This window comes from Aquabacterium sp., from assembly GCF_036279655.1.
Classification (GTDB): Bacteria; Pseudomonadota; Gammaproteobacteria; order Burkholderiales; family Burkholderiaceae_C; genus Aquabacterium.
Map to the genome: position 1 here is coordinate 25,950 of NZ_DASUIT010000128.1, position 24,881 is coordinate 50,830.

The following is a 24,881-nucleotide window of genomic DNA, read 5'->3' on the forward strand; positions in this document are numbered from 1 at the left end:
CTATCTAAATAACCATGTGGAGCTTTCAACCATCGGGACCCATTCCATCGAAGGCGCCGCTACCAGACACAGGCCCCCATTATGAGTGCAATATTCTTTTTGATCCATACATGTGTGTGCTGAGATCAAGTCAATTCGTTTGCAAATGTCAAGCACCTGGGCGAGGTGTTGCACCTCGCCCTCACTTTCACCTAGGGCTAGCCCCTAAGATTTAGCCTCCATGCCGCACCTTCCCATGCCCCCCCATTCCCCTGGCCCATTCGATTGGTGGCGCGCCCTTGTCCGGGTGCTGTCGAGCATCGAGGCGGTGCGCGATGGGCGCGCCATGTATGTCTTGCTGGCCTCTTTTGCTGGCGCCGGGCTGGCGGCGGCCACGGCTCAGGCCTCCCTGGGGCGCGAGGATCTGGTCTGGGCGGTCGGGCAGGGGGCGGCGGCGCTGTTCATCGCTTTTTATGGCAGCAATGCCGCTGGGCTGCTCCTGATGGATCGGGCGCGCGGTGTGCCGCCCCGTTCGGTGATGGACGCCGTGGAAGATGCCCTGGGCATCGGCCACCGGGTGTTTCTGGCCCTGGCGGTGGTGCTGGCGGGGGTTGCCGTGGTGCTGGCGGGTCTGCTCGGGCTGTTCTGGCTGTCCGACCTGCCGGTGGTCGGACCCTGGCTGTATGCCCTGGTCGTGCCCTTCACGGTGGTGGTGCTGGGGCTGCTGTTTCTTGTGGGAGGGGCTGTGGTGGGGCCCCTGACCGGGCCGACCGTGTGGTCCGGGGCCTCGTCGTGGCAGGCGGTGCGCACCTTGTGGTGGTTCATGCGCGCCCGGGTCCTGCAGGCGGCGGTGCTGATGGTGGGCCTCAGCCTGGTCACGGCCCTGGTGGGCGCGGCGGTGAGCTTTGTGGTGTTCACCGGCGGGCGGCTGATGGCCGAGGTGTCGGTCTGGCTGCTCGGGGTGGATGTGCCTCCCGAGGTGCTGATGGCCGGCCTGTTCGGGCATGGCCTGCACAGCATCAACCCGGCCGTGGTGCCCAAGTCGGCCATGGCGCACACGGTCGCGGCCCTGGTGGGGGGCGGGGTGGTGTTCGCCCTGGCCCTGGTGCTGCCCACGCTGGTCTACCTGCGCGGGGTGTGCGAGATCTACCTGGCCCTGGTGACGCCGGCCCCGAGCCGGGCGGCCGACGACATCGTGCCATGATGTGGCCCGCCATGAGTCGAACCCCTTCCTCTGCCCCAGACGATGCCTGCCCTTGCGGTCGCCCAGCGAGCTACGCGCAGTGCTGCGGCCGCTACCACGCGGGGCCGCAGGCAGGTCAGGCACCCGATCCCGAGTCGCTCATGCGCTCCCGCTACACGGCCTTCGTCAAGGACCTTCGGCCCTATCTGCTGGAGACCTGGCATGCCAGCGAGCGGCCTGCGGCCATCGAGCCGCCGGAGCCCGGTTTGAAGTGGCTGGGCCTGACGGTGCGCGAGGCACGCCTGACGGGGGAGGACGAGGGCACCGTGTCCTTTGTCGCGCGCTACAAGATCGGGGGGCGTGCCCATCGTCTGGAGGAAGTCAGCCGCTTTGTGCGTGAAGACGGTGTCTGGCGCTATGTGAGAGCCCTGGACGCGCCTTGATCCCTTTCTAGGGCCAGCTCGCCGGCTTTGCGCGGCGTCAAATCGTGTGCATTTGCGGCGCCTTTCGGCCCCGTGAACGCGGGGTGATCGCCCATTGCAAAGGGCTTCCCCGAGAGACAAATGGCGCTGAAATCCTTATGGTGCACCTGTTGTAAGGAAACGAGAACTCAGACCATGTTGGACACGATTTCGCAGCAGTTGGCGGCGTACTGGCACAACCTTGATGAAACCCGCGTGCTCATGCTGTGGCTGGGCGGGCTGGCCGTGGCCATCACGGCCCTGGAGGGCATCATCATCAACCGCTTTCCCCGCCGTGAGCGCTACGACTGGGCGGCCTTCTGGACCACGATCCGCATCAATGGCTGGCGCTTGGTGGTCGAGGCCATCCCCATGGGCGCGGTGCTGGGGGCGTCCATCCCCTTTGGCATGTGGTGCTACGAGCATCGGGTGTTCGACTGGGCGCAGGTCCGTGAGATGACCGGCGGCGTGGTCCTCATGTGGGTGGCCATGTTCCTGACCACCGAATTCTTCTATTACTGGATGCATCGTGCGGGCCATCGCATCCGCTGGTACTGGGCGTCGCACCAGGTGCACCATTCGGGCAACCAGTACAACCTGGCGGCGGCGTTCCGACAGTCCATCACGGGCAAGATTTCTGGCGCCTTCATCTTCTTCGCGCCGCAGTGCCTGCTGGGTTTTCCCCCTGAGATGGTGGCGCTGTCCTATGGCTTGAACCTGGTCTATCAGTTCTGGATCCACACCGACCTGGTGCCCAAGCTCGGCTGGATGGAGGGCATCTTCAATACGCCTTCGGCGCACCGGGTGCACCACGCCGCCAATGTGGAATACCTGGATGCCAACTATGGCGGCACCATCTTGCTGTTCGATCGTCTGTTTGGCACCTACGTGCCCGAGAAGGACAACGTGCCCATCCGCTATGGGCTGGTCAAGCAGGTGACCACCTACAACGCCCTGTGGATCTGCCTGTTCGAGTGGGCCAACATCTTCAAGGATGTGGGCCGGGCACTCAAGCGAGGCCATGTGATCGACGCGCTGGGCTACATGGTCATGCCCCCGGGCTGGGCGCCCAATGGCCAGGGCATGACCACCGAAGGGCTGCGTGCCCAGATGAAAGCCCTGACGGGCCAGGCGGCGGGTGTGCCACCGGAGTCCTTGCTGGAAGGGCGCACGCCGACGACAGAGGAATTGCAGGCCGTCAACGTGTCGCACGCTCCAGCGCGCTGAGCCAGATCATGGCGTGGGCCCGGTCGGGCCCGCACATCTCGGCCGAGGGTTGCAGCGAACCGCACACGGCCGGACGCTCCGGCTGGCCAAAGAGGCGGCAGCGCAGATCCTCATCCAGATGAGGGCAGGGCACATCGGCTGGCTTGCCTCCGGGCAGGCCCGGCATGGCCGAGCTGATGGAGGGGGCCGTGCAGCAGGCGCCACAATGAGGTCGACAGTTCATGCGGCGCAAGTGTAGGCCCAGCACTGCCCCAAAGGGCCCCCTGACTGAATACGATGCCCTGAGCGAGTGCTCTACCAACAGCCGCTGATGCTATCGGGCTCAAGTGAGCTGCACTATCCCTAGATTGAAGTCAGGGGACGCTCTGTCTCAGGGCGCGGCGCCCGTGCTCAGGCAGGGCCCGCAAGAAGTGGTCTGACCGACCACGATGCCGGCTTCATCCTTGGCCAGGGCCTGGCTGATCAGCACGGGCTTGCCAAACAGGTCGAAGCGGATGCGCAGCCAGCCGTAGTGCTTGGGTGGTGAGGGGGTGTTGGCCGTATCGGGGATCAGGCCCAGCCAGAACTCACGCCCGACGGGCATGCCGGGTGTGCGGGGGGACGGGAGCTGATGGGCCGGGATGAGCTGCGTCCCTGGGGGGCGTGCGTCGGCGTTGAGGACGTCGCCAGGCTGCACGATGTACCAGCGCCCGGTGAGGTTGGCGGTGCTGCTCAGGTACTTGATCTCACGGATGAAGCGCCACAAGCTGGCGAGGGACTCCGGGCGGCGGTAGGTGAACTGTGAGCTGTAGTAGCTGATGTCGGTGAGGCGAACCCGGATGGACATGGCGGGGTCGCCGTTGGGGTTGTATGGGTTGTAGTCTGGTGGGGAGGACGTCGCCGAGAACGTCAGGCTGTTGGTGTCGATGCTGGCCTGGGCGGTGGCGGCCATCATGCCGATGGCCAATGCGAGCAGCGCGGGCACGGGTGTCTTGTGCATGGGTTCCTCCTGTATGTTGACCTCGATTGTGGGCGGGCGCCGGGCGTTGGGCTCCAGGGGTTTGTCCGTGATGCATGTAACGGATCGCCAGACCACCCCGTGGGTGTGGTCTGGCAGGCGCGCGCGTGGTGCTGGATAATTCGCGCCGTAGGCGCGGCCCTGGTGGGTCGCGCCATCTTGTTTCTGCCGTGAGGCTGATCGATGCTCTATCCCAAAGAATTTGACGTGATCGTGGTCGGTGGTGGCCATGCTGGAACCGAGGCGGCCCTGGCCGCCGCCCGCATGGGTTGCGACACCCTGCTGCTGAGCCATAACATCGAGACCCTCGGGCAGATGAGTTGCAACCCGTCCATCGGTGGCATTGGCAAGGGCCACTTGGTCAAGGAGGTCGATGCCCTGGGTGGGGCCATGGCCGCCGCCACCGACGAGGGCGGGATCCAGTTCCGCATCCTCAACTCCAGCAAGGGGCCGGCCGTGCGTGCCACGCGGGCGCAGGCCGATCGCATCCTCTACAAGGCGGCCATTCGGCGTCGGTTGGAGAACCAGGAGCGGCTGTGGATTTTCCAGCAGGCGGTGGACGACCTGATGGTGGAGGGTGAGCGTGTGGTGGGGGCGGTCACCCAGGTGGGCATTCGCTTCAAGGCCCGCACCGTGGTGCTGACGGCCGGCACCTTCCTGGACGGCAAGATCCACGTGGGGCTGCAGAACTACAGTGCGGGCCGCGCGGGGGATCCGCCGGCGGTCAGTCTGTCGGCCCGGCTGAAGGAGCTCAAGCTGCCCCAAGGGCGACTGAAGACCGGCACGCCGCCGCGCATCGATGGCCGCAGCATCGATTTTTCGAAGTGCACGGAGCAGCCCGGGGACGGCATGGATGGGCAGTCGCCCGTGCCGGTGTTCAGCTTCATGGGCTCGGCCGATCAGCATCCCCGGCAGTTGCCGTGCTGGATCACGCACACCAATCAGCAGACGCACGACATCATCCGCTCGGGTTTTGACCGCAGCCCCATGTTCACCGGGGTCATCGAAGGGGTGGGGCCACGCTACTGCCCCAGCATCGAGGACAAGATCAATCGTTTTGCCGACAAGGACTCGCACCAGATCTTTCTGGAGCCTGAAGGCCTGACGACGCACGAGTTCTATCCCAACGGGATCAGCACCTCGCTGCCGTTTGACATTCAGCTGGCGGCCCTGCGCACCATGCCCGGGCTGGAGAACGCCTACATCCTGCGTCCGGGCTACGCCATCGAATACGACTACTTTGACCCTCGCGAGCTCAAGTCCACCTTTGAGACCCGGGCCATCGGGGGCCTGTTCTTTGCCGGGCAGATCAATGGCACGACGGGGTATGAAGAGGCGGCGGCCCAGGGCCTGTATGCCGGTGTCAATGCGGCCTTGCAGGCTCAGGGCCGGGGGCCGTTCACCCTGGGCCGGGATCAGGCCTATCTGGGGGTGCTGGTCGATGACCTGATCACCAAGGGGGTGTCCGAGCCCTACCGCATGTTCACCAGCCGGGCCGAGTTCCGCCTGCAGTTGCGCGAAGACAATGCCGACATGCGCCTGACCGAGTTGGGCCGTGAGCTGGGCCTGGTGGACGAGGCCCGGTGGGCTGCGTTCAATCGCAAGAGGGACGCTGTTTCACGTGAAACAGAGCGCTTGCGAACGACCTGGGTGCGCCCGGCGACCTTGCCGCCGGCAGATGCCGAGCGCCTGGTGGGCAAGGCCCTGGAGCATGAGTACAACCTGGTGGATCTGATGCGTCGCCCCGGGGTGGGCTTTGACACCGTGGCGGAGGTGGGCGCCATTGCCAAGGCGCGTCAGAGCGCCTTGCGGGCGGAGGCCGGCTCGTTGGACGCTGTTTCACGTGAAACAGCCGAGCCCGTCAGTCGTCAGGCTTTGCGCCTGACCCTGGGTGATGCCCTGGCCGATGCCGTGATCGAGCAGATCGAGATCAGCGTGAAGTACGCCGGATACATCGACAAACAGAACGACGAGGTCCAGCGTGCGGCCCAGTATGAGCATCTGCAGTTGCCGGAGGATCTGGACTATGGGCTGGTGTCGGCCTTGAGTCATGAGGTGCGGCAGAAGCTGCAGCGCCATCGGCCCGAAACCTTGGGGCAGGCCTCGCGGATTTCAGGAGTGACGCCGGCGGCGATCTCGCTGTTGCTGATCCACTTGAAGAAGGGGCGTTTCAAGGGCTTCGTTGATGCAGCGCTCGCAGGGCAGGGTGAAGCCGCATGAACAAGCCTCGTGTTTCACGTGAAACCCATGCCACCCGTCGACCTGCAGCGACACCCGGTACGCCTCGCCCGGCACCGCGTGAATCGCACCCGGTCTGGTCCATGGCGGACTGGTCTGAGCGCATCCCGGCGGTGCTGGCCCAGGTGGGGCTCACGGCGAGCCCCCGGCAACTGGAGCAACTGGCCGGTTACATGGCTTTGCTGCAGCGCTGGAATGCCACCTACAACCTGACGGCCCTGCGCTCCCCGCAGGACATGCTGAGCCACCATCTGGCCGATTGCCTGGTGGTGGTGGCACCGCTCTTGCGCCACCTGGGGCTGAGCAGCGAGCAGGCCCAGCAGACGCACGCCAGCCACAAGCTGCTGGACGTGGGCAGCGGCGGTGGCCTGCCGGGGGTGGTGCTGGCCATCCTGTGCCCGGCGGTGGCGGTGACCTGTGTGGACACCGTGGGCAAGAAGGCCGCCTTCATCCGCCAGGTGGCGGCCGAGCTGGCCTTGCCCAATCTGCGCGGGGAGCATGCCCGAGTCGAGGCCTTGAAGGGCGAGTTCCACGTGGTGGCCTCGCGGGCCTTTGCCTCGCTGCCAGACTTCACCCGCTGGACCCGCCATCTGCTGACGCCGGCCAGTGTCTGGATGGCGATGAAGGGCAAGCAGCCCGAGGACGAGCTGGCGGAACTGCAGGGGCTGGCGCGGGTCGAGGCCATCGAGCCTCTGTCGGTGCCCGGTCTGGATGCGGAGCGCTGCATCGTCTGGATGCGCCTGCCATCGGCTTGAGGTCACGGTCCTGTCACGCCGTTGACATGGTCGGGTCATGCGGGGGCGCTAGCCTGCTGGGATTTGTTGTCCCAGGAGTTCCCATGTCCCTGTTCCGTGCCGCCTTGAGCGCCTCTTCCGCCTTGCTGGTGGGTCTGTCCCTGACCGCACCGGCTCAGGCCACGATCTCGTTTGTCAATGGCCTGGCCCTGTCGGGCGCCGCCCTGGATCTGTCCGGTGGCAGCAGCGTCAACGATGGCCGCGTCGGTTATTTTTCCGACCTGTACTACGACACCCAGCGCCAGGAGTGGTGGGGCCTGTCGGACCGTGGCCCGGGCGGCGGCACGCTGGACTACGACACCCGCGTGCAGCGCTTCACCCTGGATGTGGATGCCAGCACGGGGGCGATCTCGAACTTCCAGATCGTGCAGACGCTCAAGTTCACCCAGGGTGGCGGCCAGACGATGAACGGCATGGCACCGTCGCCCAGCAGCACCCTGGGCCGTGCCTTCGATCCGGAGGGCTTCGTGGTCAACCCGCGTGATGGGCACTTCCTGGTGTCCGACGAGTACGGCCCTTCGCTGTACGAGTTCAACCGCGCGGGTGAGCTGGTCAAGACCTATGCCACACCGTCCAACCTGCTGCCCCGCAGCAGTGCCGGCACGCTGAACTTCGCCAGCGATGCGGGCAACACCCTGGGCAAGCGCACCAACCGGGGCTTTGAAGGTCTGGCCATCACGCCGGATGGGCAGTTCGCCTACGCCATGCTGCAAAGCGCCATGCTGGACGAAGGGGGTGGGGACGGCTCGATCAACCGCATCGTCAAGTTCGACACCCAGACCGGTCAGGCCGTGGGCCAGTACGCCTATCAGATGAAGCGCAGCGGCCAGGGGCAGGGCATCTCGGCGCTGGTGGCCATCAATGAGCACGAGTTCTTCGTGCTGGAGCGCAATAACCGGGGCGTGGGTGTGGGTGCCACCTTCGGCACGGCGGACAAGGAGGTCTACCGCATCGACCTGAGTGGTGCCACGGATGTGACGAACCTGGACCTGGATGCGCCCGGGGCTGTGTTTGCCAAAGTGGCCAAGTCCGCCAAGGTGCTGGACCTGGATGCCAACACCATCGACCTCGATGGCGACGGGGTGGTGGAGTCGGCGGGCAAGTCGCCGGAAAAGTGGGAAGGCCTGAGCATCGGGCCACGCCTGGCCGATGGCAGCTATCTGATGCTGGCGGGCACGGACAACGACTACAGCGTGACCCAGAACGGCAGTGGCACGCAGTTCGATGTCTACTTCCGTTTCGGGGATGCCGACCCCTATGCCAGCAGCATCCAGTGCCCGCTGGGTCAGACCACGGGCTGTGTGTCGACGGCCAATGGCACGCCCGCCTCGCTGGGCAGCGATCACCGTCTGCTGCCGGGTGTGCTGCACGCCTACAAGGCCAGCGAAGCGGATCTGCTGGGCTATGTGGCCCCGATGGCACCGGTGCCTGAACCTGAGACCTATGCCCTGGTGCTGACCGGTCTGATGGTGGTGGGCGCCTGGGCCCGCCGCCGTCGCGGCTGACACGCTCGCCCGGCGCTGGATCCGATCGCTCTTCGGGGCGCCCCGGCTGGACAGGGTGTGTTCAATGGTGTACTTTACGGTTTCAATTAAAACCACACGGTATTCAATATGAACACACTCGTCAAGCAAGGGCGTCTCTGGTGGTCTGGCGCGGTTCTGTCTGCGCTGATGGCAGCCGGTGCGCCGGCCCAGGCGGCGCTTCAGCCGGCTCTCAAGGCGGTTGAATCCGTGGACCTGAGCCGCTATCAGGGCCGCTGGTATCAGATTGCCTATTACCCCAACACCTTCCAGAAGCAGTGCGTGAGCCACACCACGGCCGACTACGCCTTGTTGAGCAATGGCCAGGTGGAAGTCACCAATGCGTGCAAGACGGCCGAGGGCAGCACCAGCAGCGTGGTGGGCCTGGCGCGCCTGAAGCAGCTGCGTTTCCTGGGCGTGCCGGTGAGCAAGCCCGTCACCTCCAAGCTGGAGGTGCGCTTTGCCCCTGACTGGCTGTCCTGGGTGCCGGGGGTCTGGGCCAATTACTGGGTGATCCAGCTGGCCAGCGACTACCGGTACGCCGTGGTGGGTGAGCCCAACCGGCAATTCCTGTGGATCCTCTCGCGCACCCCCACCTTGAGCGCCCAGGACGACGCGGCCATCCGCGCCACCCTGGTGCAGCAGGGCTACGACCCGCTCAAGCTGCGGGCCGAGCCTCAGAACTGAGGACGATCAGGGCTCGACACGAGGCTGACCGTTCAGATCGTGTCGCAGCCTGGAGATTTCCAGGTAGGTGGCCTTGCGCACCCGCTGGATGCCGCCCAGGGGGCGGTGTTCGGCCAGACTGTGCCAGGGCGTGAAGGAGCGGATCTCGCAGGCTTCGCCCTGTTCGACCTGCTGGGGCGGGATCTCGATGCGGGCCACGGTGGTGAAGGGCGCGGCGCTTTCCTTCCACTCGATGGTCGGATCCTCGATGGGCATCTTGGTGGGCTGGGTGCGGGTCTGCACCTTGAAGTCGAAGCAGGCTCCCTGGCGGGCCAGGTGGGCCTCCATGTTCTCGCGCAACAGGTCGGGCCCGGTGGAGACGTCCGTGAAGCTGCCTGAGGTGCAGGAGACGGCCGAGTACTTCACCTGCTGGGTGCCCAGCCGCGAAGGCGTGGTGCTCCAGTAACGCGCATTGAGGGGGTTCGTCATCTTGCGGTTCTGAATCGCCAGCAGGATGGCGCCTTCATGGAAGATGTGGGTGGTCAGCCAGCCGGCCGTGGTCCAGGCGCCACCCGAGATGGCCTTCTGGAAGCCCACGTAGTCGCGCGCGTTGCGCACGAAGAACACCGGGTGGTTCATCAGCAGGAAGTCCTGCGTGCGGGCGCCTGCCTCGTCACCCAGCAACTTGGGGCCGTCGACCCCCATCACCTTGATGGCCATGCCGCGGGCATCGCCCTTGGTGTCGTCCTGCACCTGCGAGCCGTTGGAGTAGCGGATCACGGCGTCATAGCTGCGCGCCTGGGCGAACAGGCCCTGAGCCAGGGTGGGCGGCAATTGGGGTGCCACGGTGAAGCGGGCCTTCACGCAGCCATGGGCCTTGCGGTGGGCGTCACGGAAGGCGTGGCCTGTGGTGTCAAAGCCCTTTTGCACCATGTCCCGGATCATGCTCACGGTGGCGGCCGTGTCGGCCGCTTCGGTCTCAGGGATGACTTCGCCATCGGCATTGGGCAGGGCGGTGGCGCTCCAGGCGGCACAGGGCGCCAGCGTGGCCAGGCTCAGCGCCAGGGCCGAGAGGGTGAAGGGGCGGGTGATGGGCATGCGAAAGAATCCCTGTGATGGTGTGGGTGCAGTATGCGTGATGGCCCATTGGAGCGGGTCTGCGGTGTTCCATCAACATCGAAATGAATGAAAGGGCAAACCCGCGGGCGGTGAGGAGCGCCTGCGGCAGAGAGAACGCACGCGATAATGGCCCCATGCCGCACATCTTCTGCATCGCCAACCAAAAGGGCGGGGTGGGCAAGACCACCACCACCGTGAACCTGGCCGCCGGGCTGGCCCAGATCGGTCAGCGCGTGCTGATCGTCGACCTGGACCCGCAGGGCAATGCCACCATGGGCTCGGGCGTGGACAAGCGTCAACTGGCCCACAGTGTCTACGACGTGCTGCTGGAAGATGCCACCATCGCCGAGGCGCGTCAGCGCAGCCCCAAGGGCGGCTATGACGTGCTGGGGGCCAACCGGGAGCTGGCCGGCGCCGAGATCGAGCTGGTCAACCTGGAGCGCCGCGACCGGCGCCTCAAGACCGCCCTGGAAGCGGCCGCGGGTGACTACGATTTCGTGCTGATCGATTGCCCGCCCTCGCTGAGCCTGCTCACCCTCAATGGCCTGACCTGCGCGCATGGCGTGATCGTGCCCATGCAGTGCGAGTACTTCGCGCTCGAAGGCCTGAGCGATCTGGTCAACACGGTCAAGCAGGTGCACGCCAACCTCAACCGCGAGTTGCAGTTGATCGGCCTGCTGCGCGTGATGTTCGATCCGCGCATCACCTTGCAGCAGCAGGTCAGTGACCAGCTCAAGAGCCACTTTGGCGACAAGGTGTTCAACGCGGTGATCCCGCGCAATGTGCGCCTGGCCGAGGCGCCCAGCCATGGGGTGCCGGGCGTGGTGTTCGACCGTGCCAGCAAGGGCGCGCAGGCCTTCATCGAGTTCGCTGACGAGCTGGTGGCACGGGTGAACAAGGGCGCTTGAGCCCCCTTCACCTCAGGGGTCTCATCCCGGGGGGGCGGGGCTGTGCAAGGGCGGGGCGAGCTTCAATAATGCGCCATTGCCACTTGCTGTCTTGGGCTCGCACATGATCCGCCGCATGCTCCACCTCCTGCTGGTCCACTGGCGCTGGGGGTGGCTGACGCTGACCCTGTGCTGCGCGGGCCCGGCGATGGCCGAACCGGTGGCGCCGCCTCAGGTCCTCACCGAGGCCTGGGTGCTGAGCGCCGACAGCGAGTCGCCACCCTCCATCTCCGATCCTCGCTGGCGCCGTGTGGCCTTGCCCCACATCTGGCGTCCTGAAGACCTGCCGGCGGGGGGCGGCTGGTATCGCCTGGTGCTGCCCCGGGGGCCGCAGGTGGCCCAGGGACGGGCCATGTATGTGCAGCAGGCCCACCTCAATGCGGCGGTCTACCTCAACGGTGTCTTCATCGGTGACAACGGCCGCATGCGTGCGCCGGTGAGCTACAGCTGGAACTACCCGGTTTTTCTGCCCCTGGCCGACAAGCTCTGGCGACGTGACGGCCGACCCGACGAGCTGTGGGTGCATCTGCGCACGGGAGGCGGCTTTGGCATGCTCTCGCGTGTGCAGGTGGGCGCGGCCGAGACCCTGCGCCCGACCTTTGAGATCCGGCGCTTCTGGCAGGCCGAGTTCCATGGGGGGCTGGCCCTGCTGCTGGTGTCGCTGGCCGCGCTGTCGCTGTCGATCTGGCTGATGCGGCGCCACGAGCAGCAGTACCTGTGGTTCGGGCTGGGCTGCCTGGCCTGGTCTTTCATCTCGTGGTTCACCTTTGCCAACGATCCCTGGATCGGCGGCCTGACCTTGCAATGGCTGGCCCAGAGCGGTGCCTTGTGGTGGACGGTGTGCCTGACCTGCTACATCCACCGGCGCACGCAGACCGCGCGGCCGCGCCTGGAGCGGGGCCTGTGGATCCTGGCCACGGCCTTCATGTGCACCTCGTGGCTGATGCCCCCCTTGCAGCGCATCCATGTGTTCAGCGCCAGCCATGTGATGGGTCTGGCCTTGCTGGTCTACATCGTGGTTCACACCGCCCGGGCCTGGCGTGCCAGCGGGCAGCGCGAGCACCTGACCCTGTCCGTGGTCATGGCCGTGGTGGCCCTGGCCAGCATCCATGACGTGGTCATCACGGCGCCCACGGAGTGGCTGTCCATCGGCCTGGTGAGCGAGTTGTCGCGCCACCGCTTCTATCTCACGCCGTTCGGGGCGCCTTTTGCGTCGCTGTTCCTGGCCACCCACCTGGCGCGCCGATTTGCGCGCAGCCTCTCGCAGGTCGAGCGTCTCAATGCCGATCTGGAGCAGCGTGTGGCGCGTGCGCGCGAGGCCTTGCTGGCGTCTTATGAGTCCAGCCGCGCCATGGAGCGCGACCAGGCAGCGGCGCAGGAGCGTGAGCGCATCTACCGTGATCTGCACGATGACCTGGGGGCCAAGCTGCTGGGCCTGGTGATCCAGGCGCGTCGACAGCAGCATCTGGAGCAGGTGGACCTGGCGCAGTCGGCCTTGCAGGATCTGCGTGATGTGGTCTCGCGTTCGGGGCAGGGGGCCTTGCCCTTGGCGGATCTGCTGGCCGATCTGCGCGCGGAGACGGCCCAGCGCCTGGACGCGGCCCAGTTGTCGCTGGCCTGGCCTCCCTGCATGGCACCGGATGCCGAGCAGGCGAGTGTCACCCCCCAGGGCGCCTTGCAACTGGGCCGCATCGTGCGCGAGGCGATCTCCAATGTGATCCGTCATGCCCAGGCCCAGGCGGTGAGGGTGCAGGTGTCGATCCGGGAAGGGCAACTGGCCTTGCGCATCGAGGACGACGGCGTGGGCCTGCCCGAGCAGGCCCGTCAGGGCCGGGGCATGAGCAATCTGCGGCAACGCGCCCAGACGCTGCAGGGCGAGGCGCGCTGGCTGGCCGCCCAGCCTCGGGGGTGCTGCTTTGAGCTGGTGGTGCCCCTGCGGGTGCTGAGCGAGTTGCGCTGAGCCGCCGCGCGCGGTGAGCCTGGGCCTCAGGCCAGAGGCGGGCGGCCCTGGGCGGCCAGGATCTGGTTGTACTCGTAGACCGCTTCGCTGCGCGAGTTGACCGACAGGCGCTGGTAGATGCGCTTGATGTAGGTGCGCACGGTGTTGGTCGACACGGCGAGCAGCTCGGCCAGCTCGGCGTAACTGAAGCCCTTGGCGATGCCGGTGAGCACCTCCAGCTCGCGCGGGGTCAGGGCGGTACCGGGGGCGTGCGGGGTCGACGCGGGCGGGCTGGCGGCCTGGGGGGGCGCCTGCACAGGTGTCGAGGCGGGGCCCTGGTGTTGCTGGATCAGCATGCGGGCGATGCGGGGGCTCAAGGGCGAGCCGCCCGAGCGCAGGTGGCTGAGGTGATCGCCCAGCGAATGCAGGCCCGTGTCCTTGAGCAGGTAGCCCCCGGCACCGGCCTGGATGGCCTGGATGACGTGGGCCTCGTCGCCAAAGATGGTGATGACCAGCACCTCGCTGTCGGGGTGCTTTTCTCGCGTGTGGCGGATGACGTCCAGACCGGAGCCATCGGGCAGGCCCAGATCGGTCAGCACGATGTCGGGCACGCGCTCGTCCAGCCAGCGCATGGCCTCGCCCACGGTGTCACAGGTGCTGACCGAGGTGTCCGGCAAGGCGCGCAGTTGATCGTGCAGCCAGGTGCGTGCAGCAGCGTCGTCTTCAACGAGGAGGATGTGGTCGGCGGCCATGATGACCTTTCAGTGTAGCGAGGCTGGCCTGCCTGGCGCACCTCTCAGAACCGGGGTCACATCTTTGGGTGACACGGACCCGAAGCCTTCGCACCCATAGTCGCCCCTGATCGCGCAGTGACGGTTGAAGGAGTGCATCGTGGTGAGTGTGTCGAGAGTGAAGAAGTTGAACCCTGTGTCCCGCCTGAGCGGGGCCCTGGCCGCGCTGGGCCTGGTGACCCTGGTGGGGTGTGGCGGCGGTGGCGGTGGGGATGAGGGGCCGACCCTCAGCGGTCTGGCCGCCACCGGCGCGGCCTTGCCCAATGCCCCGGTCACGGCCAAGTGCGCCAGCGGGCCCCTGGTGTCGGGCACGACCGATTCGGCCGGTCGCTTCACGCTGCAACTCGATGGCGGGCAGACCTTGCCTTGTGTCCTGCGCTTGAGCCATGGCACACCGACGCAGTCCCTGCACAGCCTGGCCGAAGCCGAAGGCCGGGTCAACATCACGCCCCTGACCGAACTGGTGCTGGCGCGTGCCGCCGGGCAATCGCCATCGGCCCTGTACGACGCCTTTGATGCGGCCCGTGGCAGCGAGGTCGTGGCTGCACTGCCCGCCAGCATCACCCATGTGAGTGATCAACTGCAGAGCGCGGGCCTGACGCGCCCGGCGATCGACCCGATGCGCGGTGCTTTTGAGGTGGGCGATGCCGAGGACCAGATCCTCGACGCCCTGGGACAGCGCATGGAAGACCAAGGCCAGACCCTGGAGGATCTGGTCAATGCCTCCGCGCAGGGCGAGGGCACCTTTGGAGCCCTGATCCCGCCGCCTGAGGGCGGGGGCTCCGGTGGCGACAGCGGTAGCACTCCGAGCTCTATCTTTGGCCGAGCCAGGACCGCCACCGATCTGGCCTTGCTGCAGGGTCTGAGCGGCACCTTGCCCCGCATCTCCGGGGCGGCGGGGGCCACCTGCAGCTACAGCGTCGGCGACGGGGTGATCACGGTCAGCGATGGCACGCAGACCATCACGGCGGCCTTCAACGGGGAGCGGGAAGATCTCGGCACCGTGTTCACCGGCCCCCAGATCGAGTTCATCGCTTCCACCGGTCCAGTCGTGAACCGCATCGCCAGTCCCGGTGGCTCGTATGTCAAGCTGGGCATCACGACGTCGGGCAGCGTGGTGAGGCTCTACCAGATCCAGGCCGCGACCAACATCGAGGGCACGACCAGCGGCATGACCTGCCAGCCCAGCAATGGCCCGGTCAGCACCGGCATCGCGATCGACAGCATCACGCGCTCGATCGGGACCCTGGCACTGATGCCGACCTGGACCAGTGACTACGTCACGCTCGACAGCACGGTGGTGTCGAACTTCGTGGGCAGCTACACCGGCGTGGCCTCGGGCGGAGAGTACTACCGCAGTTGCAATCAGGCGGCCCAAGACCGGGGCTGTGTGGCGGCCAATGTGCCACGCACCAGTTGCTCCATGAGCGTGGCGGCCGATGGGCGCATCAGCCTGACCGTGGACGGTCGCAGCCCCGCCAGCACCCTGGGCCTGATCGGGCAGACCATGGATTCGGATGTCGAGCTGTCATTGACCTCGCCTGAGGACAGCAGCATCCAGGAGTTCGTCAAGGGCTACAAGCTCAATCTGCCCTCGGGTGGTCGCAGTGGCAGTGATGGGCATGTGCGCTGGGCTGATGCCAGCTTCTATGAAGGCCCTGTCGTGGTGTCCTTCACCGAAGTCGGCCCGACCGGCTCGGGGGACCTCGTGGAATACCACTGCACGTTCCGCCGTTGAGAGGATGATCATGAAACATCGAACCCTGGCGCCTGGCGCTGCCCTGCGTCCCCTGGTGGGGGCCATCGCCCTGATCCTGGCGTCTGCGCCGGCCCATGCCGCCGATTACACCTTTCTGGACGGGGTGGGAGACCACCTCTGGTACAGCAACGCCGTTTATGTGCCTGGCAGCCCGCCGAGCTATCTGTACAACTGGGCACCCAGCGGCCCGCCCCCCAACCTGAGCAGCACGCGTGTGCTGGTGGACAACAACCCCGCGCGCCAGAGCGTGCTGCAGATCTCGCCGCTGAGCAACAACGGCTCAGCCATCCAGGGGCCCAGTATCGGCGCCCTGGTGATCGATGCGGGGGACACCGTCGTGCTGGGGGGCTCGGCGCCCTGGGGTGACAACGCCGTGGGCTACAGCCGCGGTGATGTGCAACTGATCGTGGGTGGCGCCACTGGCAGCAGCATCAGCAACCATGGGCTGATGCGCATCAGCTCCGATGGGCGCCTGGCCAAGTTGGGCATCCTGGGCGAGGTGACCTTGTCCGGATCGGGCCAGACGGTGATGTCCAACGGCTACGGTGCCGACAACGCCCGCAGCACCTTCAACAGCCAGCAGATCATCTATGGCAAGGAGGGCTGGGGCGATCGCCTGATCGTTGCCAGCGACCACACCGTGCGTGGCGGCGGTTACCTCGGCTACAACGGCACGCTGGCCCTCACCAATCATGGCCGCATCATTGCCGACAGCCCTTCGCAGCTGATGGTCAGCAGCACCTATGGCATCCCGGCGGGCCAGATGGCGATGAACTTCAACGACGGGCTCATGCGGGCCGAATCCGGTGGTCGGCTCCTGCTCAACGGCTCCATTGACAACACTGGCGGCACGCTGGAGGCGGGCATGGGCTCCCATGTCGATCTGGCGTCGGGCACGGTGATCCGCAACGGGCGGCTGCGCAGCGAGGGCAGCGGTGCGATCCGTGTCGATGCCTACAGCCAGAACCAGGGCCTGATCGGTGACATCACCTTGCAGGGCCAACTGGTGGTGGCCGACGGCAAGCGTCTGCAAATGGGCTACGACGCGGTCAGCGCAGCCGTGGCCTCGCGCCTTGACAACCAGGGCCGCATCGTCCTGGGGGGCAGCAGCCCCGGCCAGAGCAGCTCGGGCAGTGCCGGGGGCGAGTTGAAGTTCTACCACGACACCCTGATCGACGGGACGGGGCGCATCGAGCTGCTGGACAGCCCGGGCCGCATGAACATCCTGGAAGGGTATGGCAACTTCCTGGGCCGTGAGCCGGTGCTGACCCTTGGCGCGGGTCAGGTGCTCAGCGGCAGCGGCACCTTGGGTGGGCGCTCACTCTATGCGCCCAATCTGAGCATCGTGAATCAGGGGCGCGTGGAAGCCTCGGGGTTGTCGGGCATGACGGTGGTGGGCACCGCCGCGGGCTTCCGCAACGAGGGGGCGTTCGTGGTCAGCAGCACCCTGAGCACTTCCGGCACGTTCATCAATACCGGTGTGTTCGATCTGCAGGCCGGGGCGGTGATCACGCAGGGCCACCTGACGCAGCAGGCGGGCACCATGGTGATCAATGGCGATGCGGCTCAGAGCACGGTGTTTCTGCAAGGTGGGCTGCTCAAGGGCAGCGGGCAACTCCAGCGGGTCGTGCAGACCGGCGGCACGTTTGCGCCGGGCAATTCACCGGGCACGATCACCCTGGATCAGTACACCCTCCGACCAGGTGGGGAGCTGGTGCTGGAGATCGACGGCAGCGATCCGGGTCAGTATGACCGACTCATCGTGACGGGCAACGCCACACTGCTGGGCACGGTGGTGCTGGACTTCAGCGACTACCGCGGCGGGGCGGTCAGCTTCAACGACCTGATCACGGTGGGCGGCACGCTGCTGACCCGTCAGCCGGCACTGGGGCAGAGTGTGAGCTGGCGGGTGCAGGGCTTGGCCAGTGGCTGGCAAGGCGCCGTGGATTGGGGTCCGCAAGGCTTGTCCTTGCAGGTGAGCAGCGCCGTGCCCGAGCCCGAGGGCTGGGCCCTGGTGTTGGCGGGCCTGCTGACCCTGGGGGCCTGGCGCCGGCGCGTGGCCGGGGTGGCTGCGCGAGCCTGAGCCCGCGGCATCAGCCAATCGAGTGGGGCTGGTTCTCCTCCCGCTGATCGAACATGCCTTCGGCCCGAGCGTTCATGGCCCGGTCTGAATCGCTGTCCGAGCCGTCCGAGCCGTCCGAGTCGCCGTGGCGGCTCGGGGGCTCTTCCTCATCGAAGCGGGTGCGACCCTGACTGAACACCGGCAGCGGATCGATCTGTCGCCACACAGGCGTGGTCAGCAGCAGGCTGCTGATCAGGGTGGCGCCCCGGGAGATCCACCACACCGCACCGATGGACAGCACGGTGCCGCTGACCTGCAGTTGCTCGGCAGAGACCTTGTCGAGCCCCCAGGGCATGGAGGGGCCACTGTCGGTCTGTCGGTTGCCCTGCAGTGAGAAGGCGATGTCACCTGTGCTCAGCGGGGTCGAGGGCATGATCGAGATGCCGCTGGGAACGGGCGACATCTCGATGGCCATCAGGTTGAAGGTCGGGACCTCGAACTCCCTGGGCTGCAGCGTGAACCACGAGCCCCCTGCGGACAGCAGCAGGCGGCCCAGTTGGCGGGCATCGGCCCCACCGGCACCCGCGTCATTCAGCGGGCCGCCACCCACGCCGGGTCGATTGGGCGTCACGGCCACGGGATCCTGACCCTGGCCACCGGGGCCATCGGTCGTGCCTTCATCGCCGCCCTCCTGGGGCGGCGGCTCCTGCGGGCCAGGCTCGGTCACGGGCTCCTCGGTCGTGCCGCCGTTCGAGCCCTCACCGGCACCCGGCGGGTTCATGTCGATCGGCGTGGTGGGCGCGACGGGGGGATCCACCGTGATCGGCGGCCCCATCGGGGGCATCACCACACGGGGCAGCACGGTGATCGACACCGTCGACAGGGTGCTGCCGCCCTGGCCATCGCTGAGCACCACGGTGAAGCTGTCGCTGCCGGTGAACTGGGCCGTGGGGGTGTAGGTGAATGCGCCGTTGCCTCCCAGGCTCACGCTGCCATGCAGGGGGGCGGTGCCCAGGGAGAAGCCCAGCGGGTCGCCATCCACATCGGTGCCGCTCACGGTGCCAGGCAGTGGTTGATCCTGCGTGCCCGTCAGGGTGAGGTTCTGGCTGGTGGGGGCATCGTTGACCGGGCTGAGGGTGAGTGTCACGGTGCTGATCACCTGCCCCCCCTGACCATCGGACACGCTGACCGTGAAGCTGTCCTGGCCGTGATGGTGGGCGGTCGGGACATAGGTGAAGCCGCCGTCCGAGCCCACGGTGACCTGACCATGCGTGGGGCCACTGGCCAAGGCAAACACGGGCACATCGCCGTCCACGTCGCTGCCGGCAAGCTGTCCGCTCAGGGCCACATCCTCCAGGCCGGCGACACCGAGGTCGGCGCTGACCGGGGCATCGTTGACAGGCGTCAGCGTGAGGGTGACGGTGCAGGTGCTGCTGCCGCCCTGGCCGTCGGACACCGTGACCGTGAAGCTGTCGTTGCCATGGAAGTCGGCGGCCGGGGTGTAGCTGAAGCTGCCATCCGCTGCCACGGCCACGCTGCCGTGTGTGGGTCCGCTGGCCAGGCTGTAGCTCAGGGCGTCCCCATCGACATCGCTGCCGCTGACCACGCCGGTGAGGACCGTGTCCTCCGCACCCGAGGCGCTGGCATCCTGGCCCACAGGGCTGTCGTTGACCGGGGTGATGCTGACAGAGACCGTGCTGGTGGCGCTGCCACCCTGGCCGTCGGAGACGATGACGGTGAAGCTGTCGCTGCCGTTGACATTGGCATCGGGCGTGTAGACAAAGCTGCCATCGGCGGCCACGACCACGCTGCCTCGCGTTGGCCCGCTGCCCAGGGCGAAGCTCAAGGTGTCGCCATCGACATCGCTGCCGATGACGGCTCCGCTGATGCTGGCGTCCTCGGCGCCCGAAGCGCTGGTGTCCAAGGTGATGGGGGCGTCGTTGACGGGCGTGACGGTGATGGACACTGTGCTGGTGGCACTGCCGCCCTGGCCATCGGAGACGATGACGGTGAAGCTGTCGCCGCCGTGGACGTTGGCATCGGGTGTGTAGACAAAGCTGCCATCGGCGGCCACGACCACGCTGCCTCGCGTCGGCCCGCTGCCCAGGGTGAAGCTCAGGGCGTCCCCATCGATGTCGCTGCCGGTGACCAGGCCCGCGATGGGCGTGTCTTCCGCACCCGAGGCACCGGTGTCGATGGTGACCGGGGCATCGTTGACGGGGGTGACATCGACCGTCAAGGTCCGCTGTACCGGATCCTCGTTCTGGCCGCCCAGGGCGGTGCCGCCATCGTCCTGCACGTGGAAGCCGATGCGGGTGTAGCCCACGCCGTTGTCATCGGCCATGGCGCGGTAGCGCAGCAGGCCCGCGTTGATGTCGGCCAGGGAGACGACCTGGTCCACGGTCACGGCCACGCCGTTGAGTGTCAGGGTGCCGACATCGGGCAGCACGTTGAAGCGCACGCCCTGCAACTGGTGGGCGCCACCATCGTCGGGATCGCTGAATCCGAAGTCGCTGGCCTGCAGGACATGGTCGCTGTCTTCGGCGACGGTCAATGTGCCGTCGCTGCCCATGGGTGCATCGTTCACCGGGCTGATGTCCAGCGTCAGGGTGCGCACGCTGACATCCATGTCCACCCCGCCCAGGGCCACGCCGCCATCGTCATGCACCCGGAAGCCCATCTGCGCGTAGGCCGTGCCATTCGCTTGTGCGGTGGGGGTGAACACCAGTTTGCCCAGGGCGATGTCACTGCTGAGGATCACGTCGTTGGCTTGCACGGCCACCCCGTCGAGCGTCAGCGTGCCGCCCAGCGGCAGGCTGCTGATCGTCACCGAGACAAAGGCATGGCCTTCCAGATCACTGAAGCCGAAGTCGCCGATGCTGAACACATAGGGCGTGTCTTCCGTGCCCTGCACGGTGGCATCGCTGCCCAGAGGGGCGTCATTGACCGCGCTCACATTCAGGGTCAGGGTGCGCACCGTGGGGTCGAGATCGATGCCGCCCAGGGCGGTGCCACCGTCGTCCTGCACCTGGAAGCCGAAGCTGGCGTAGGCATTGCCTGCGGCGTTGGCAGCGGGCGTGAAGACCAACTTGCCCAGGGCGATGTCGCTGGCCAGGAGGGTGTCGCCCGCGTTCACGGCCACGCCGTCCAGCGTGAGGCTGCCCGCCAGCGGCAGGCTGCTGATCTTGACCGCCAGCAACTGGTTGGCCGAGCTGTCGTTGACATCGCCAAAGCCGAAATCGCTCAGGCCGAACACGTGCTGCCCGTCTTCCGACAGGGTGACCGTGGTGTCCGCACCCTGGGGGGCATCGTTGATGTTGATCAGGGTGATGGTGTAGTTGACGTCCAGGGCGCTGCCATCACTCACATCGGTGCTGCGCACGGTGATGATGTGGCTGCTGCTCAGATCATGCTGCAGGGCGGACCCGTTGGCCACGGTGATCACGCCGGTGCTGGCGTCGATCGTGAAGCGTCCGCCCGCGGAGTTCGACAAGGTGTAGCTGATGCTGGCGCCCAGGTTGGAGGAACTGCTGACCACCGTGCCCACCACGGTGCCGTTGGCGGCGCGCTCCTGCACCGAGGGGCCGCCGGCCTGGGCCAGCGCAGCGATCTGCGAGGCCGTCAGCGCCTGGTTCAGGATCAGCAGATCATTGACCGCACCCTGCAGAGAGTCGGCCCCCGGGGTGTTGGAGAGACCCACGTAATGGTGATCACGCACCCCGCTGGCCAGCACCACCCCTTGGGCACTGCCGGCCACGGCGCCGTTGACATACAGCGTCATCAGGCCCGTGCCGTCGACCGTGCCCGCCACGTGCATCCATTGTCCGTTGGTGATGGCGCCAGCGGCCGAGCTCACGGTGTACTGCGTGCCACCCACATCGATGATGAAGCTGATCTGGTCGCTCGATCCATCGCGCGCGATGACCATGTTGCCGATGCCGGCCCCCGAGGCCTGCCCCAGGTCGATCACCCGATCCCCCGTGCCCGTGGCGTCGAAGCGCACCCAGGTCGCCAGGGTGGTGGCGCCCCCCGTGGTCAAGCCGGCAATGTCGCCGCCTTCACCGCCGCCGGGCAGCAGCAGGGCGCTCTGGCGGCCATCGGCGCCGGCCGTCTGCGATGCTCCGCCTGTCAGGGTGATGTCGTGACCGCCGCCGGAATCGTCCCGGCCCAGGGCCGTGGTGGCATCGAAACCATAGAAGGCGCCGATGGCGCCCTGGCTGATGCCAGGCACCAGCACCGAGCCCATGGACGCGGGCGGGATCACGTCGATGAGCACGCTGCCCGAGGCGGTCAGCGCGCCACCGCTGCCCGTGTTGCCCAGGTCATTGATGCCCAGGGTGAGCGTGGCGTCGGCCAGCGGTATGCCACTGTCATTGGTGTAGCTGATGGTGGCTGCGCCCGTGCCGTCGAGCAGGGCATTGATCTGGTCGATCGTGCCTGTCAGCGTGACCGTGCCAGTGCCCGAGCCGGCCACTCCCACGCCGGTGCTGCCAGGCAGCACGGTCAGGGTGCCCAGGTCCACCGACAGCGTGACCTGGGCCGCGATGCCTCCCCCATCGGGGTCGGACACGCTCAGGCCGCTGCCATGCAGGGACACGGACCGGCTCTCGATCACGGTGTAGAGAGGGGCCGTGATGCTGACGCCAGGCGTGTCGTTGACGGCGGCGATGTTGATCAGGGCCGTGTCCGAGGCGCTCAGGATGCCACCGCTGCCCGTGTTGCCCAGATCGCTGATCAGCAAGGTCAGGGTGTCGGTGGCGGGCGGGGTGTCCGAGGCGATCACATAGCTGATGGTGGCGCCCCCGGTGCCCGCCAGCAAGGCGTTGATCTGGGCCAGGGTGCCATCCAGCGTGACGCTGTTGCTGCCCGAGCCTGTGACGATCACCCCCGTGCTTCCGGCGGCGATGGTCAGCGTGCCCGAGGCCACGGAGAGCGTCGCCTGCAGCATGCCGCTGGCAGCATCCACATCGCTGATGCTCAGGCCCGTGCCTTGCAGGGCCAGGGCCAGCTGTTCCGTGGCGTTGTAGCTCGGGGGGGTGATCGTGGCCACGGGGGCGTCGTTGACCGCCGTGACGGTGATCGCCACCGTGTCCGTGTCGCTGCGCGCACCGCCGCTGCCGGTGTTGCCCTGATCGGAGGTCACGATGGTCAGCGTGGCCGCGCCGTTGAAATCGCCCGTGGGGTTGAAGCTCAGGCCAGCCAGGCTGTTGTTGATGTTGGTGAGGGTGCCCGTGAAGGTCATCGTCGTGTCGGCACTGCCATCGCCCACGCTGAAGCTCAGGCCGGTGGTGCCCGACAGGCTCAGACTGCCATTGGTGACGCTGACGGTGACCTGCATGGCCGATGCGCCTGCGTCCACATCGGCGATGGAGATGCTGTTGCCGTTGGCAGTCGAGAACACCAGGGCCGTGTCTTCGTTGACCGTCTGCGCGCCAGGCTTGGTGTTGACGGGCGCATCGTTGACCGCATTGATGGTCACCGCGATGGTGTCGACGTCCGTGAGGGTGCCGCCACTGCCGGTGTTGCCCAGGTCCGAGGTGGTGATGGTGATGGAGCCTGCGCCACTCACATTGGCGTTGCCCCGGTAGATCAGGCCGGCCAGGGCGGTGTTGATGGCGCTGGCGGTGCCGGAGAAGGTCATGGTGGCATCCGAGGTGCCATCGCCGGCGGTGAAGGTCAGGCCGGCCGTGGTGGACAGGGTGGTGCGACCCAGGGTGGCGGCGATCGTCACGCGCATCGTGCTGCTGCCGGCATCGACATCCGAGATGGAGATCAGATTGCCATTGGCCACGGAGAACACCTTGTTGGTGTCCTCATTGACCGATTGGGCGCCTGGCACGCTGTTGACGGGGGCATCGTTGACGGCATTGACCGTGATGGCCACGGTGTCGCTGTCGGTGAGGGGGCCGCCACTGCCGGTGTTGCCCAGATCCGAGGTCAGCAGGGTGAGGGTGGCGCTGCCGTTGACATCGGCCGTCGGCATGTAGATCAGGCCGGCCAGGGCGGTGTTGATGGCGCTGACCGAGCCGGTGAAGGTCATGGTGGCGTCGCTCGTGCCATCGCCATTGCTGAACGTCAGGCCGCTGGTGCCCGACAGCGTCAAGCTGCCATTGGTGACGCTGAGTGTGACCTGCATCGTGCCGTTGTCGACGTCGGCGATCGAGATCAGGTTGCCATTGCCCGAGCTGAACACCAGGGCCGTGTCTTCATTGACCGACTGGGCGCCGGGCACGCTGTTGACCGGCGCGTCGTTGACGGCATTGACCGTGATGGCCACGGTGTCGCTGTCGGTGAGGGGGCCACCGCTGCCCGTGTTGCCCAGATCCGAGGTCTGCAGGGTGAGGGTGGCGTTGCCGTTGTACTGGGCGGTGGGGGTGTAGATCAGGCCGGCCAGGGCGGTGTTGATGGCGCTGGCCGTGCCGCTGAAGGTCATGGTGGTGTCGCCCGTGCCATCGCCATTGCTGAAGCTCAGGCCACTGGTGCCCGACAGCGTCAAGCTGCCATTGGTGACGCTGAGCGTGACCTGCAAGCTGCCGCTGGCGGCATCCACATCGCTGATCGAGATCAGGTTGCCATTGCCCGAGCTGAAGACCAGAGTGTCATCCTCATTGACAGACTGGGCGCCGGGCACGCTGTTGACCGGGGCATCGTTGACCGCATTGACGGTGATGGCCACGGTGTCGCTGTCGGTGAGGGTGCCGCCGCTGCCGGTGTTGCCCTGGTCCGAGGTGATGAGGGTGAGGGTGGCGCTGCCGTTGTACTGGGCGGTGGGGGTGTAGATCAGGCCGGCCAGGGCGGTGTTGATGGCGCTGACCGTGCCGCTGAAGGTCATGGTGGCATCCGCAGTGCCATCGCCACTGCTGAAGCTCAGGCCGCTGGTGCCCGACAGGCTCAGAGTGCCATTGGTGACGCTGAGCGTGACCTGCATGCTGCCGCTGGCGGCATCGACATCGCTGATCGAGATCAGATTGCCGTTGCCCGAGCTGAAGACCAGGCTGCCATCTTCATTGACCGACTGGGCCCCTGGCACGCTGTTGACGGGGGCATCGTTGACCGCATTGACCGTGATGGCCACGGTGTCGCTGTCGGTGAGGGTGCCGCCGCTGCCGGTGTTGCCCAGATCCGAGGTCAGCAGCGTGAGGGTGGCGCTGCCGTTGTACTGGGCGGTGGGGGTGTAGCTCAGGCCGGCCAGGGCG

Annotated in this window: 16 protein-coding genes; 11 read left to right on the plus strand and 5 right to left on the minus strand. The window is 66.8% G+C overall.

Going from position 1 to position 24,881, the window contains the following annotated elements; genetic code table 11:
* Nucleotides 1-235 precede the first annotated feature (235 nt).
* The 3 genes from VFW84_RS14435 to VFW84_RS14445 all read left to right on the plus strand — a co-directional run bounded on the left by VFW84_RS14435 (nucleotide 236) and on the right by VFW84_RS14445 (nucleotide 2,850).
* Entirely contained in the window at nucleotides 236-1,183 is a 948-nt protein-coding gene (locus VFW84_RS14435) for a hypothetical protein (RefSeq protein ID WP_329681158.1), read from the plus strand.
* Nucleotides 1,184-1,194: 11 nt separating this feature from the next.
* Nucleotides 1,195-1,605 carry a YchJ family protein gene (locus tag VFW84_RS14440; RefSeq protein WP_329681159.1) on the plus strand — a complete coding sequence of 137 codons (411 nt, stop codon included), beginning with the start codon at nucleotides 1,195-1,197 and terminating at the stop codon, nucleotides 1,603-1,605.
* A 174-nt stretch (nucleotides 1,606-1,779) separates the two neighbouring features.
* On the plus strand, nucleotides 1,780-2,850 hold the full coding sequence (locus VFW84_RS14445) for a sterol desaturase family protein (RefSeq protein WP_329681160.1): 1,071 nt from the start codon (nucleotides 1,780-1,782) through the stop codon (nucleotides 2,848-2,850).
* Here the strand turns inward: VFW84_RS14445 and VFW84_RS14450 are convergent.
* A complete protein-coding gene (locus tag VFW84_RS14450; RefSeq protein ID WP_329681161.1) occupies nucleotides 2,822-3,073 on the minus strand; it encodes a YkgJ family cysteine cluster protein in 252 nt (83 codons plus the stop codon). The two genes, VFW84_RS14445 and VFW84_RS14450, sit on opposite strands and share 29 nt — an antisense overlap.
* 147 nt (nucleotides 3,074-3,220) lie before the next feature.
* Complete coding sequence (locus VFW84_RS14455; protein WP_329681162.1) at nucleotides 3,221-3,829, minus strand: hypothetical protein; 609 nt, start codon at nucleotides 3,827-3,829, stop codon at nucleotides 3,221-3,223.
* 201 nt (nucleotides 3,830-4,030) lie between these two features.
* Here VFW84_RS14455 and mnmG point away from each other — a divergent pair, with 201 nt between their 5' ends.
* From mnmG to VFW84_RS14475, 4 genes are all read left to right on the plus strand, one after another.
* On the plus strand, nucleotides 4,031-6,067 hold the full coding sequence (gene mnmG / locus VFW84_RS14460) for a tRNA uridine-5-carboxymethylaminomethyl(34) synthesis enzyme MnmG (RefSeq protein ID WP_329681163.1): 2,037 nt from the start codon (nucleotides 4,031-4,033) through the stop codon (nucleotides 6,065-6,067).
* A gap of 101 nt (nucleotides 6,068-6,168) precedes the next feature.
* Complete coding sequence (gene rsmG / locus VFW84_RS14465; RefSeq protein WP_329681175.1) at nucleotides 6,169-6,840, plus strand: 16S rRNA (guanine(527)-N(7))-methyltransferase RsmG; 672 nt, start codon at nucleotides 6,169-6,171, stop codon at nucleotides 6,838-6,840.
* An 83-nt stretch (nucleotides 6,841-6,923) separates the two neighbouring features.
* A complete protein-coding gene (locus VFW84_RS14470; protein WP_329681164.1) occupies nucleotides 6,924-8,384 on the plus strand; it encodes an esterase-like activity of phytase family protein in 1,461 nt (486 codons plus the stop codon).
* A 108-nt stretch (nucleotides 8,385-8,492) separates the two neighbouring features.
* On the plus strand, nucleotides 8,493-9,089 hold the full coding sequence (locus VFW84_RS14475; protein WP_329681165.1) for a lipocalin family protein: 597 nt from the start codon (nucleotides 8,493-8,495) through the stop codon (nucleotides 9,087-9,089).
* 6 nt (nucleotides 9,090-9,095) lie between these two features.
* On the opposite strand, the gene VFW84_RS14480 is transcribed toward VFW84_RS14475, so the two are convergent.
* Entirely contained in the window at nucleotides 9,096-10,166 is a 1,071-nt protein-coding gene (locus VFW84_RS14480; protein WP_329681166.1) for a catalase family protein, read from the minus strand.
* Between the two features lie 155 nt (nucleotides 10,167-10,321).
* Between VFW84_RS14480 and VFW84_RS14485 the strand changes: the two genes are divergently transcribed.
* Nucleotides 10,322-11,095: a ParA family protein gene (locus VFW84_RS14485; protein WP_329681167.1), complete on the plus strand. Its 774-nt coding sequence runs from the start codon at nucleotides 10,322-10,324 to the stop codon at nucleotides 11,093-11,095.
* A 115-nt stretch (nucleotides 11,096-11,210) separates the two neighbouring features.
* The gene (locus tag VFW84_RS14490) at nucleotides 11,211-13,094 is read left to right on the plus strand and encodes a sensor histidine kinase (RefSeq protein ID WP_329681168.1); all 1,884 of its coding nucleotides are present in this window, start codon (nucleotides 11,211-11,213) and stop codon (nucleotides 13,092-13,094) included.
* A gap of 26 nt (nucleotides 13,095-13,120) precedes the next feature.
* Here VFW84_RS14490 and VFW84_RS14495 read toward each other — a convergent pair whose 3' ends face one another.
* Nucleotides 13,121-13,825, minus strand: coding sequence for a response regulator transcription factor (locus tag VFW84_RS14495; RefSeq protein ID WP_329681169.1), 705 nt, complete (start codon nucleotides 13,823-13,825; stop codon nucleotides 13,121-13,123).
* Nucleotides 13,826-13,982: 157 nt separating this feature from the next.
* On the opposite strand from VFW84_RS14495, the gene VFW84_RS14500 reads away from it, so the two are divergent.
* On the plus strand, nucleotides 13,983-15,602 hold the full coding sequence (locus VFW84_RS14500; protein ID WP_329681170.1) for a hypothetical protein: 1,620 nt from the start codon (nucleotides 13,983-13,985) through the stop codon (nucleotides 15,600-15,602).
* Nucleotides 15,603-15,612: 10 nt separating this feature from the next.
* Nucleotides 15,613-17,706 carry a hypothetical protein gene (locus VFW84_RS14505; protein ID WP_329681171.1) on the plus strand — a complete coding sequence of 698 codons (2,094 nt, stop codon included), beginning with the start codon at nucleotides 15,613-15,615 and terminating at the stop codon, nucleotides 17,704-17,706.
* Nucleotides 17,707-17,716: 10 nt separating this feature from the next.
* Here VFW84_RS14505 and VFW84_RS14510 read toward each other — a convergent pair.
* Nucleotides 17,717-24,881 (minus strand): tandem-95 repeat protein (locus VFW84_RS14510; protein WP_329681172.1); only part of this gene is annotated, 7,165 nt, incomplete at its 5' end.